Source organism: Nisaea sp., assembly GCF_039990255.1.
GTDB lineage: Bacteria > Pseudomonadota > Alphaproteobacteria > Thalassobaculales > Thalassobaculaceae > Nisaea.
In genome coordinates this window covers 50918-63698 of record NZ_JBDXGG010000025.1, presented here as the reverse complement: position 1 = coordinate 63698, position 12781 = coordinate 50918, and the positions used below count along the sequence as shown (strand labels likewise).

The following is a 12781-nucleotide window of genomic DNA, read 5'->3' as shown; positions in this document are numbered from 1 at the left end:
AACGGCATGCTTATTGAAGCAGGAAACCAGCGGTCTGTAATGAGCCTCGCTCGCGATGTCGGCGTTATCATTCTAGGTACACTTCTTCTTGCAATCTCCGCCAAAGTCGTGGTGCCGTTTTACCCGGTGCCTATGACAACCCAAACTCTCGTGGTCCTCTGTCTGGGGCTGTTCCTCGGACCGGTTCGCGCCGGCGCGACCGTGGCGGTTTATCTCTTTGAGGGTCTGATGGGGCTTCCGGTGTTCGCGGGCACGCCGCCTGCCGTCGCCGGTCCAGCCTATCTTCTTGGGCCAACTGGCGGCTATCTGATTGGGTTCTTGCTTTGCGCAGTTGTATCCGGCTTCGTTGCGCAGAGATTGAGCGGGACTCGACCTGTGTCCGGCGCCTTTCTGGCTGTCCTTTCGGGTTCGATTGCCATTTACATGCCGGGACTTGCCTGGCTGGGGAGCTTCCTCGGTTATGATGAAAAGCTGCTCGCCGCCGGCCTGTATCCGTTCGTATCCGGGGATGTCACAAAAGCCGCGATTGCCTGCGTCCTGTTCATGATATTCCGCGATTCTCATGTGATGCGGAGGATCAGGTAGTTATCTGATTGGCGAGTTGCACAAAGGTCAGTTGCTGTCTGATTGCCAAACTCGCCTACGCGCGATAACCAAGATGAGATGAGGCGTCTGTTCATATCGGTAGCTGCAGCGGCCGTGTAACGAAGGGTCAGCGTGCCCCGACTCTGGTTCACACCGCCGCAGCGCCTTTTCTTGGAACTGTAACCGCGGCCGATCCGACTTATTGATGATCTGAATGGATTGGAGAATCGTCTTTGAGCGGAGTTGTCACCCAACAGATCGTCGGACGAGCTTTTTAACCTTGCCGACACGACATTTCCATCGAGCCGCACGTCCTCATACGCCCGTAAATATCCTCGAAGCGGAAACGTCGCTCTGCCGAAACGAAGCCAAGAGGTCGTGCCATTGCATCCAACGGGAGATCACAGCGGCAGTCTGGGTCTTGCGTGGTGGCTACCTTGATCTGAATGCCCACCGGAACCGCGCGGCAGGGCGACTGGCAGGCTATTTGAGGCGCAGCGGGCAATTGTGTCACGAATTTTTTGCGTTCGGCTGGATGATGACTTGAGAATCTAACAGATGTTAGAATAAGGTGATTGGAAGCTGCCTCGAGCGAAAGGTCGGAATAATGGTTGGGCCACTGGAGAACCTCCGCATCGTTGAACTCGGGCATGTTATCGCCGGACCGCTTGCCGCTTCTCTGCTTTCCGACTTTGGAGCGAAGGTCGTCAAGGTGGAGACGCCGGGACGTCCGGACATGATGCGTGACCTGGGCCCCACGGCGATCGATGGCGTGGGGGTGTGGTGGAAGACCCTTGCGCGCAACAAGCAAATCCTTGGTCTCGACTGGAAAAGCGAAGAGGGGCTGAAGGTACTCCGCAAGCTTGTGGAACGCTCGGATGTCCTGGTCGAAAACTTCCGGCCTGGCGTTTTGGAGCGCGCCGGGATCGGGCCCGAGGTGCTGCACGGTTGGAATCCCGATCTTGTGATCCTTAGAGTGTCGGGATACGGCCAGGATGGCCCGATGCGCGATACGCCTGCATTCGGGCGCGCGGCGGAGGCGATGAGCGGCCTGGCGCATCTGACCGGATTTGCCGATGGTTCGCCGATGCACCCGGGGTTTCCCGCCGCTGACAGCACGACGGGGTTGATGGGGGCGCTTGGGCTGATGATCGCGCTATATGCGCGGGAACGCGGTGTGGTGCGCGGGCAGGTCGTGGATCTGGCCGTTTTCGAGGCGCTCTTGCGACTGATCGATTATCATGTCCCGGCGGCGACGGGCGCCGGCATCGCGCCGATCCGCAATGGATTACGACAGCCAATGGATTTTGCGCCGGGCGGAATGTTCCGCACACGCGACGGAATATGGGTCACTGTTTCGGCCGGCAGTGCCGAAACAGCGCGGCGTCTCCTGCGCGCGGTTGGCGGCGATTCCTTGGCCGACGATCCGAGATTTGCGAGCCTGCACAGCATGTCACAACACATGACGGAGGTGTTTGACACGCTGAACGCCTACATCACGGCACGTGATTTCTCAGAGGTTCAAGTGGAGTTCGAACGTCACGATGCGGTGGCAGCTCCCGTTTTATCGGTCGAGCAGATAATCGACCATCCGCAGATTTGCCATCGGGGCGATATAGCCTCGGTAGAAGGCGACCCGACACATGTTGTCGGTCCGGTCCCGCATTTCAGCATTACACCAGGTGTCTTGCGCTGGCTCGGCCGCCCGAGAGGGGCGGATACCGCCGCCGTGCTGGAGGCGCTTGGTTATGATGACGTACAAATCGCAGATCTGGCGAGGACAGGATGTATTGAGACCGCCCTTGAGGAGGAACGGACATGACATTCAGGATGTCTGAGCAACAGAGCGAAATCCGCGAAAGTATTCTGCGGATTTGCGCGCGTTTCGACGACGAGTACTGGCTTGAACGGGACAGCAAGGGAGGCTTTCCGCACGATTTGCACCTGGCCATGGCGCAAGGTGGTTGGCTGGGGATCGCGATGCCCGAGGCGGTCGGCGGCGCGGGATTGGGGATCACAGAAGCAACGGTCATGATGCAGGCGATCGCAGAATCGGGCGGCGGCGCCAGCGCCGCTTCCGCCATCCACATGAACATTTTCGGGCTCAATCCGGTCGTGAAATTCGGAACGGCTGAGCAGAAAGCACGGATGCTGAAGCCCCTGATCGAAGGGCGGGAGAAGGCGTGTTTTGCGGTAACCGAACCGACTACGGGCCTCGACACCACCAAGCTCAGGACCATGGCGGTGAAAAAGGGGGATCACTATGTGGTGCATGGTCAAAAGGTATGGATCTCGACCGCACAGGTTGCCGACAAAATGTTACTTCTGGCGCGGACAACGCGGCTCGAGGATGTTGAGAAGCCAACCGAGGGACTGAGTCTGTTCTATACCGATCTCGACCGGACATTCGTTGATGTGCGCGAGATCGAAAAGATGGGTCGCAAGGCGGTTGATTCCAATGAAGTATTCATCGACGGGCTGCCGGTTCCGGCCAATGACCTGATTGGCGAAGAAGGGCAGGGTTTTCGTCAGATACTTCATGGCCTGAATCCCGAACGCATCCTGGTGGCCGGCGAATGTATCGGCATCGCGCGCAACGCGATCATGCGCGCAGCGGACTATGCCAAGGAGCGCTCCGTATTTGGTCGTCCCATTGGTCAAAATCAAGGCGTTCAGCATCCTCTGGCCAAAGCTTGGGCGAAAGTCGAGGCAGCCAACCTCATGGTCATGCATGCTGCTGAGCTGTACGACTCACAACTGTCCTGCGGTGTGGAAGCCAATGCGGCAAAGCTCCTCGCCGCGGAGGCAGCCGTCGAGGCGACACAAGTCGCCCAATTGACCTTTGGCGGGTTTGGGTACGCCAAGGAATACCATGTTGAACGTCTCGTGCGCGAAGCGCTGTTGTTCCACATCGTGCCTGTCACGCCTCACATGCTGATGTCTTTCATTGCGGAAAAAGCGCTCGGACTTCCAAAGTCCTATTAGTTTCGAGCCTGATCTCTGTGCGTAGCACGACGCAGGCTTGACCACTTTTCTAACGTGTGTTAGATTAATTCTGAAAATGACCCTTAATGGGTACGGGAGGAGACATGACGGCGAAGGCTGTGTTCGGGTCGTCGATGGACGACCTGAAACAACGACCAACTGTGTATGCGAGTGATCTCTTCGCCGGCAAAGGCGTCATGATCACGGGCGCCGGCGGCGGGCTTGGCTTGGCAATTGCGGTCCTGTTTGCGCGGCTTGGCGCCAACATAGCTATCAATGGCCGAAACGAAGAGAAGTTGGCTGTGGCTGCAGAATGCCTGCGCGGCTTTGGTGGTAAAGTCCTGTCACAGCCCATGTCCATCCGCGATCCGGAGCAGGTAACGTCGTTTGTAGAAGCGGCCGAGAGTGAGCTGGGCGGCATCGATATCCTTGTCAACAATGCCGGCGGCCAGTTCCCGCAGCCTGCCATCGAATATTCGGTGAAGGGTTGGAACGCCGTCATCGACACCAACCTCAACGGGACCTGGTGGATGATGCAGGCTACGGCGCGGAGATGGATTGAGGCGAAGCGGCCGGGTTCAATCATCAGCATCGTCGCCGATGTCTGGCGAGGCATGCCGGGGATCGCTCACAGCTGCGCTGCGCGAGCGGGCGTCATCTATCTTTCCAAATCGATCGCCGTGGAATGGGCGCCCAACAACATCAGAGTGAACTGCGTCGCTCCCGGCTGTTGTGAAAGCAATGGTTTCCACAATTACACCGCTGAAGGCGCTGCGACCTTCGAAGAATCAAATCCGATGAGACATGCCGGCGACGAATGGGACGTTGCCGAAGCGGTTGTCTACTTGGCTGCACCGTCCGCCAAATTCGTTACCGGAGAGGTCCTGAATGTCGATGGTGGTCAGCAGTTGTGGGGTGATCCGTGGCCGACGGGGCGCCCAGACTATTTCCGCATCGCTTAAATTTCTTTGGATATCTCGAACATGCCGGTAGCGCAAAGCAGATGAAGTACATGCGACCTGAAAAAAACCAATCCCACGACGAAGCGATTCTGGAATGTGTCGGGATCGAGCGCAGGTTCGGAGGTGTCGTCGCCGTAACCGGTGTGGACCTCGCCATCAACCATGGCGAGATTTTTGGTCTTGTTGGCCCGAATGGAAGCGGCAAGACCACGCTGACAAATGCGATCTCGGGATTTTATCCGCCGAACAAGGGTATTGTTCGCATGGCGGGAAAGGACATCACCGGCGTGGCGCCACACAAGGTGGCCAGACTTGGTGTTGCACGGACGTTTCAGAATCTCGCCCTCTTCAACGGAATGAGTGTGCTCGACAACATTCTTTTGGGAAGACACATACATATGCACCCAGGTGTTCTTCCCACGATGCTCTATTGGTGGGTGGCGCGGCGCGAGGAAATCGCGAACCGAATGATTGTCGAGGAAGTGATCGAGTTCCTTCAGCTCGAGAGCGTTCGCAACGAATTGGTCGATGGCCTTCCCATCGGATTGAAGAAACGGGTCGAGCTCGCCCGAGCTTTGGTGTCGGAGCCGAGAATGTTGATTCTTGATGAGCCAATGGCCGGCATGAATCAGGAGGAGAAAGGGTATATGGCTCGCTTCATTCTGGATGCGCGTGCCGAACGGGGAATCAGCGTTCTTCTGATTGAGCACCACATGGATGTGATTGTCGGCATTTGCGACAGGATGCTCGCGCTCAATTACGGCGAGATGATCGCCGGGGGCATTCCGAAGGATGTCGTCAAGGATCCGCGGGTTATCGAAGCGTACATCGGGGGTGGTGCGCATGGCTGATTCTGTTCTTGATCGGCCGATCGAGGCCGAAACCATCGGAACCCTGCTCGCGCGAAACGCGGACAAGTACGGATCGGATATCGCTATTCGAGAGAAGGAGCTTGGTATCTGGAAAGAGACCAGTTGGGCTGAATACACTGAGGAAGTGCTCGCGTGTTCGGCTGGCCTCGAAAAAATCGGCATAAAACCCGGTCAGGCAGTCCTGATTTTGGGTGACAACAGAGCGCGCTTGTACGCAGGAATGCTCGCACTCGCGTTGGTCGGTGCCTACGCGATGCCCGCTTATCCCGGCGTAACGCTTGACGAGCTCCGGCATTTTGTAGGCGAGGTCGAGATCGTCGCCGCCTTTGCCGAAGATCAGGAACAGGTGGATAAAATCCTGGAGCTGCGCGATGCTGAAGCGAAGGGAATTCTACATATTGTATATGTCGAAGAACGTGGGCTCGGATTCTATGAAGCCGACGGGCTGATGTCATGGGAACACCTGACCGATGTCGGCAGGCATCATCTCAACGAAGACCCGAAGCGGCGCGGTGAACTCATTCACCGGACCAAGCCGGAAGACCCGGCGGTGTTCCTGCATTCGTCAGGTACCACGGGTAAGCCCAAAGGCGTGGTTCTCAGTCAGAAGAACGTTATAGCCGCAGCACGCAATGGTTTCGCCGCCGGTGCGTTCGAGGTCGGCGAAGAGGTTCTGGCCTATTTGCCGATGGCATGGGTCGGCGACTACGCCATAACTGTCGCGGCAGCGTTGCTTCTTCGTTTCACCGTCAGTGTACCAGAGCGGCAGGAGACCGTTATTCGAGACATGCGCGAAGTTGCCCCCACATTCTACCTGGCCGCGCCCAGGAGCTGGGACAACATCCTTACCACGATACAAGTCGGTATTGAAAATTCGACACCATTGAAGAAGTGGCTGTACCAATTCTTCATGAACAGGGCGGTGGCTGCGGAGTCGCGCAAGCTCGCCGGCAAAGGTGGCGGTGTGCTGGAACCCCTGAACCGGCTGTTGGGCGAGGCACTCATATTCGGTCCGATCAAAGACCAGTTCGGCATGAATCGACTGAAAAACGCATTTACCGGTGGCGAAGCCATTGGTGAGGATACGTTTGTCTTCTACCGTGCAATCGGCATCAAGTTGCGCCAGCTTTACGGCCAGACCGAAAACAGCGCGATCAATACGATCCAGTCACCGAGTGAAGTGCGCCTTCACTCCGTGGGCAAGCCAGCTCCGGGTGTAGAGGTTGCAATCGCCGATGACGGCGAGATCCTCTTGCGGTCCGAAAGCGTGTTCGAGGGCTATTACAACAACCCCGAGGCCTCGGCCGAGTCTCTGAAGCGCGGGTGGCTGCACACGGGCGACGCCGGGTATCTCGAAGAAGACGGGCATCTTGTGGTCTTGGGCCGCGTTTCGGAGGTTATGTATACTGCAGGGGGCGAGCGTTACGTGCCCAACTACATCGAAAACCGCCTGAAATTCAGCCCTTACATAAAGGATGCCGCTGTGATTGGCGCCGGGCGGGAGGAATTGACCGCGATGGTTTGCATCGATTTCGATGCTGTCGGGCACTGGGCCGAGGTCAATGGTGTGCCTTATGTCTCGTATGCGGATCTTTCCCAGCGCGACGAGGTTGCCACGCTTCTTCACGAAGCCTTTCGGCGAGTGAACGCCGTGATATCCGAGCCACTGCAAATCAAGCGCTTCGTAAGTCTACCCAAGGAGTTCGATCCAGACGACGGCGAGATAACCCGGACACGCAAGTTGCGCCGGAGCGTGGTCGAGGCTCGATACGACGTCGTGATCGGGGCGCTTTACGATGGCCGCAGCGAAGTTCGAGTGAGTGCCCAGGTGACTTATGAGTCCGGCGAAATCGGGAAGGTCGAGCGGACCCTCCCCATCAGGGAGGTATAGATGGATCCGGTTTTCCTAGCTGAACTCGCGATCAACGGGGCCCTCACAGGTTTGCTCTACTCGCTTTTCGCGATCGGTCTTGTACTGATCTACAAGGCTTCCTCGGTGCCAAACCTTGCCCAAGGCGGGCTGACCATGGTTGGTGCCTATGTCGTTCTGGCATTGGCGCGTGACGTCGGCATGCCGCTGTGGCTGGCGATTCCGCTCGCGATCGCCATCATGTTCGGACTTGGCTTTGGAATTGAACGTGTTGCGCTACGGCGCCTTGCTGGGCGCCCTGTCGTGATGATCCTGATGCTTACGCTGGGCCTCGACATCTTCCTGCGCGGGACAACACTTGCGGTCTGGGGCGGGACGTCGAGATCGATGGAACTGGGCATCAGTTATGAACCGCTGTTTCTCGGGGATATCCTGATCAGCAGGATTCATCTCGTCGGATCGGTCGTCGCGGTGATCTTGCTCGCCGCCTTCCTGCTCTTCTTCCGCACCCGCCTGGGCGTCAAGCTTCGCGCGATAGCCGACGATTACATGGCGTCATGGTCAGTCGGAATTTCGGTTGAGCGAGGGGTGGGGCTTTCCTGGGGCTTGGCATCTGTTGTCGCGGTTTCCGCCGGGGTGATTTGGGGCGAGATACAGGGTGTGGACCAAGCTCTTTCGCTGCTGCTGCTGAAAGGCCTGACGGTGGCTGTGCTGGGCGGGCTCGACAGCATCCTGGGCGCCGTAGTCGCGGGTATCATTCTTGGCGTTGTCGAAAACGTCGGAGCAGACTTCTTAGATCCGCTTGTGGGTGGCGGAAGTCGTGAACTGATTGTAGCCGCGGTTCTCATTCTCACAATCATGATCCGTCCGCACGGCTTGTTCGGACGCCACGACATAGAAAGGGTGTAATTGAATGTTCTACCGCCTTTCTGGTGTGTATCACACCAATTACATCTCGGACAGCCGTATTTACAAGGTTCCCGCTGACCGGAACCTGGCTCTGACCTTCCTTATACTTGGCGTGGCCGCGCCGTTTATCGCTCCGTCGCTATACGTTAACAGCTACATGTTGCCTTGGCTTATCTGGACTTCGGCGGCGCTTGGGTTGAACCTTGTGACCGGCTGGGCGGGACAGCTGCATTTGGGTTACGCGGCGGTCATGGCGGTGGGCGCATATTCGGCGATCCACGCAGCCCGCTTTGGGGTGCCGTGGGAATTCGCGCTGATCATCGGCGGGCTTTCCGCTTCGGTAATTGGCAGCTTGTTCGCGTTCGCGGCATTGCGGGCCAAGGGCCTCTATCTTGCACTGACGACATTGGCCATGCAGTTCATCATGGACTGGGTGCTGACGCACTCCCCGGCGATTTCGGGCGGTTCGCATGCCTCACTGCAGGCGCCAACGCTGAAATTGCTTGGCCAGGAAATCACGTCGGATACAGGTCTGTACTATGTGGCGCTCGCCTGGTGTCTGTTGGTCACCATCTTCATGCTGAACCTCAAGCGCACCGGCCTTGGACGCGCCTTGGTTGCGGTTCGCGAAAAGGATTATGCAGCTGCCATTCTGGGCGTGTACAGCTTTTACTACAAAATCGTGGCGTTTGCGATGTCGTCCTTTATCGGCGGCGTTAGTGGCGCCTTGCTCGTTGCGACCTTCTTCTTCCTGGCTGCACCGGAGCAGTTCTCGGTGGCGGTTTCAATCCAGGCGCTGGCGATGGTTATCGTTGGCGGTTTGGGGAGCATCATTGGATCCTATTTTGGTGTCGCGCTGATTCTCTTGGTTCCAGGATTGGTCAACGGGGTGGTGGTCGCCGCCTCTGAGCAGTTGGGGATGCAACTCAACGTCGAAACACTCGCGCATATCCCCAACGCTGTCTACGGCGCGCTGATTGTCATCATACTTCTAATCGAACCTCTTGGTCTTGGAAAACTCTACGGCAACATCCGGGATTACCTAATGGTTTGGCCGTTTGATCAGCTTAGGAAATAGAATTCATGTCGATGGAAGACCAGACTGTCGCCGAGCCCATTTTGTCGATGAACAGTGTCGAAGTGCTGTACGATAACGTTCTATTGGCAATCAAAGGCGTCTCGATCGAGGTTCCCAAGGGCAAGATGGTTGCTCTTCTGGGGTCAAACGGGGCGGGCAAAAGCACGACACTCAAGGCAATCAGCGGCCTGTTGAAAGCCGAGCGTGGTCATATCAGCCGCGGTGAGATCCGTTTTGGCGGAACCGTTATCACCGAGGCTCTCGCGCAAAAACGAGTGGAGATGGGCATTTGCCATGTCATTGAAGGCCGTCGCGTTTTCGAACATCTCACACCCGATGAAAACCTGATCGCCGCGGCGCCACTCGGCATGAGCAGGGCTGCGTTGAATGCGGAGAAAGACAGGATCTACAATTATTTTCCTCGACTGGCCGAGCGGCGCAACTCCTTTGCGGGATATCTGTCTGGTGGCGAACAGCAGATGCTCGCCATTGGCCGGGCTCTGGTGACGCAACCGGACCTGTTGATGCTTGACGAGCCAAGCCTTGGACTTGCCCCGTTCCTGGTGGCCGAGATCTTCGACATGATCAAGAAAATCAATCGGGAAGAGGGCTTGTCAGTTCTTCTTGTGGAGCAAAACGCACTCGCGGCGCTGGAGATCGTGTCCGACGGATACCTGATCGAGAACGGCCGAGTTGTCATGCATGACACGGCGGAGGCGCTCAAGTCGAACTCCGACATTCAGGACTTCTACCTCGGTGGCAAAGAGGGAAGCAATTTCCACAACGTGAAACATTACAGTCGGCGTAAACGGTGGTTGAGTTGACCGGGCGCCCCGGTCGTTTCTACGGGAGGTAAACATGAAACTACTCAGCAGTGCCGCATTTATTTCTACCATCGTCTTCGGGATGGCAATGTCCATACCTGCAGCTGCATTGGCCGAACCATTCAGGGTCGGTGTCTGCTACGATCTGAGCAAGGCCTATACCTTTGCAACGCCGCAGGTTGCTCAAGCCGCGAAAGATCTGGCAGCGCTTGTGAACCGCAAAGGCGGGATCGGAGGCGAGCCGGTTGAAGTGATCGTGCGCGATCACGGCAATGAACCGCAACGAGGCGTGGAATGCTACGAACAGTTGAGCCGCGAAGGAGTGTTTGTATTCGATACATTGTCGACACCCGTATCGCTTGCGGTTCTGCCGCGGGCAATGGAGGACGGACGCGTCCTCATGCAGTCCCTTGTTGGGCGGGGCGACGCGGTTGATGGGACTGTCTTCGATTGGGTCTATCCGATCGGGCCTACTTATTGGGGCCAAGCGGCAAATGACATTGCATATATTAAACAGCTGCATGACGGCGACTTATCGAATGTCAAGGTTGGCTTCGTTTATTTTGACTATCCTTTCGGCCAGGAGCCGATCGAGATTCTGAAGACGCTTTCCGAAAAGGAAGGTTTCGAGCTTCTGCTCTACCCGGTGCCGCTTCCCGGCAATGACCAGTCAGGTGTCTGGTCCAAGATACGCCGCGACAAGCCCGATCAGATTGTCGTCTGGATGCTTGGCGGTGCACATGTCGTCGCTTCAAAGGAAATGAAGCGGAACGGTATCCCGATGGACAAATATATCTCGGTCAACTGGCTGAACGAAGTAGATATCGCCAACATCGGCGCAAAGAACGCCATCGGCATCAAGCGCGGGACGAATGTGGTCGGCGGCCAGGACATACCGCTCTACAAGGAAATCATGGCCGAGCTCTATGATAAGGGCAACGGGAACGGTCCGATCGAAAAGACCCAGGACGTTTTCTATAATACAGGCCTCGCGATGTATTCGATCATGTTCGAGGCCGCGCGCAAGGCAGTTGAGCTGCAAGGGCTTCCCATAACGCCCGATTCCTACCGTGCCGGATTAGAGTCGCTACGAGGCTTTGATGCGAACGGATTGATGGCTCCGATCACCGTTACCGCGCAAGACCACGGAGGCGGCGGAGCAACAAGGATCGAAATGTGGGACGGCACAGCCTGGGTCCCACAGACTGACTGGCTTTCCGAATATTCGGATCAAGTTTGGGCGGTAGTAAAGGAAAGCTCATCGAAGTTCGGCAAATGATGCAGCATCAATTCAGCCTGTTCGGCGTCCGAATGAGGAGATGCAGGGCGACCGGACAAAACCACAACCAGGGAGAAATGAAATGAAACTTCTGTCTACTGTTACTACGGCCGCCTTCGCCACGATGTTGGCGTTAGGGGCTACCGAGGCGTCCGCACAAGACAAAGAGCCGGTGCGTTTCGGCCTATGCTTCGATCTCAGCAAGTCCTATACCTTTATCTCTCCGCAGGTCGCACAGGCGGCGCAGGACTTGGCGAAGTACGTCAATTCAAATGGCGGTGTGGAAGGGCATCCTGTTGAGGTTGTCATTCGCGATCACGGTAATGAACCCCAGCGGGGCGTGGAGTGTTATGAACAGCTCAAGCGTGAAGGTGTTTCCATCTTCAACATGCTGTCGACTCCGGTGACGAATGCCGTATTGCCGCGGGTGATGAAGGATGGGAACATCCTGATGCAGTCCTTCGTCGGTCGCGGTGATGCCGTCGACGGCGAGGTGTTCAAGTGGATATTTCCTGTCGGTCCGACCTATTGGCAGCAGGCGGCAAACGATGTCGCCTTCATCAAGGGCCAGATGAACGGCGATCTGAGCAAGGCCAAGATCGGGTTCATTTACCTCGATTATCCCTTCGGCCAGGAACCCATCGAGATTCTCAAGACACTGGCCGAAAAGGAAGGATTCGAACTCGAACTCTATCCGGTTCCGCTGCCCGGTTCGGATCAGTCCGGCGCCTGGAGTAAAATTCGCCGCGACAAGCCCGACTATGTGATCAGCTGGCTGCTCGCCGGTGGTCACGTGGTTGCCGCGAAGGAAATGCGGCGAAACGGATACCCGATCGACCGTTATCTGTCGGTGAACTGGCTGAACGAAGTCGACATCAACAACATCGGTGCGGCCGACGCCAAGGGCATTCTCCGCGGGACCAACGTGGCCGGCGGCCAGGAAGTACCGATCGTGAAAACAATGCTCGAAACGTATTATGCGAAGGGTGAAGGTAGCGGCCCGGAAACCCTTGTCCGTGACGTGTATTACAACACCGGTATGGCGATCTATTCCGTCGGTTTCGAAGCCGTCCGTCTGGCCATCAAGCAGAACGGTTGGCCGGTGACGCCGGAGAGCATGAAGACCGCCTATGAATCGATCTCCGATTTCGACGGCAACGGGCTCATGGCTCCGGTCACGGTGACCGCATCCGATCACGGCGGTGGTGGCAAAACCCGTGTCGAGCAGTGGAACGGCGAGACTTGGGTTCCGCTGACCGATTGGAGCGCTGACTACACCGATGTGGTGTGGGAGGTTATCAAGGAAAGCTCCGCGAAGTTCACGGTCGAATAATACCAATCCTCCCCGCGGCCTTTGTGCCGCGGGGAGCCCCCCGGCTGTCCGCTGGCCGAAAGCGGTTCCCAGATCAAGATAGGC

General features: G+C 57.1%; 11 protein-coding genes. All 11 read left to right on the top strand.

From position 1 onward, the window contains the following. Positions 1-6: 6 nt before the first annotated feature. On the top strand, positions 7-585 hold the full coding sequence (locus ABJ076_RS22620) for a biotin transporter BioY (RefSeq protein ID WP_348195842.1): 579 nt from the start codon (positions 7-9) through the stop codon (positions 583-585). 607 nt (positions 586-1192) lie between these two features. After that, the gene (locus tag ABJ076_RS22615; RefSeq protein WP_348195841.1) at positions 1193-2407 is read left to right on the top strand and encodes a CoA transferase; all 1215 of its coding nucleotides are present in this window, start codon (positions 1193-1195) and stop codon (positions 2405-2407) included. After that, positions 2404-3570: an acyl-CoA dehydrogenase family protein gene (locus ABJ076_RS22610; RefSeq protein ID WP_348195840.1), complete on the top strand. Its 1167-nt coding sequence runs from the start codon at positions 2404-2406 to the stop codon at positions 3568-3570. Before ABJ076_RS22615 ends, ABJ076_RS22610 begins: the two co-directional genes overlap by 4 nt. Before the next feature lie 104 nt (positions 3571-3674). After that, complete coding sequence (locus tag ABJ076_RS22605; protein WP_348195839.1) at positions 3675-4532, top strand: SDR family oxidoreductase; 858 nt, start codon at positions 3675-3677, stop codon at positions 4530-4532. Further along, positions 4493-5383, top strand: coding sequence for an ABC transporter ATP-binding protein (locus ABJ076_RS22600; protein ID WP_348195838.1), 891 nt, complete (start codon positions 4493-4495; stop codon positions 5381-5383). Before ABJ076_RS22605 ends, ABJ076_RS22600 begins: the two co-directional genes overlap by 40 nt. Next, the gene (locus tag ABJ076_RS22595) at positions 5376-7295 is read left to right on the top strand and encodes an AMP-binding protein (protein WP_348195837.1); all 1920 of its coding nucleotides are present in this window, start codon (positions 5376-5378) and stop codon (positions 7293-7295) included. The genes ABJ076_RS22600 and ABJ076_RS22595 overlap by 8 nt, the downstream gene beginning before the upstream one ends. Further along, a complete protein-coding gene (locus ABJ076_RS22590; RefSeq protein WP_348195836.1) occupies positions 7296-8183 on the top strand; it encodes a branched-chain amino acid ABC transporter permease in 888 nt (295 codons plus the stop codon). 4 nt (positions 8184-8187) lie between these two features. After that, complete coding sequence (locus ABJ076_RS22585; protein ID WP_348195835.1) at positions 8188-9261, top strand: branched-chain amino acid ABC transporter permease; 1074 nt, start codon at positions 8188-8190, stop codon at positions 9259-9261. 5 nt (positions 9262-9266) lie between these two features. Then, positions 9267-10085 carry an ABC transporter ATP-binding protein gene (locus ABJ076_RS22580; protein WP_348195834.1) on the top strand — a complete coding sequence of 273 codons (819 nt, stop codon included), beginning with the start codon at positions 9267-9269 and terminating at the stop codon, positions 10083-10085. Positions 10086-10119: 34 nt separating this feature from the next. Then, positions 10120-11364 (top strand): ABC transporter substrate-binding protein, encoded by a 1245-nt coding sequence (locus tag ABJ076_RS22575; RefSeq protein ID WP_348195833.1) that lies wholly within the window; start codon positions 10120-10122, stop codon positions 11362-11364. A gap of 40 nt (positions 11365-11404) precedes the next feature. Further along, the gene (locus ABJ076_RS22570; RefSeq protein WP_348208676.1) at positions 11405-12697 is read left to right on the top strand and encodes an ABC transporter substrate-binding protein; all 1293 of its coding nucleotides are present in this window, start codon (positions 11405-11407) and stop codon (positions 12695-12697) included. Positions 12698-12781: the final 84 nt, after the last annotated feature.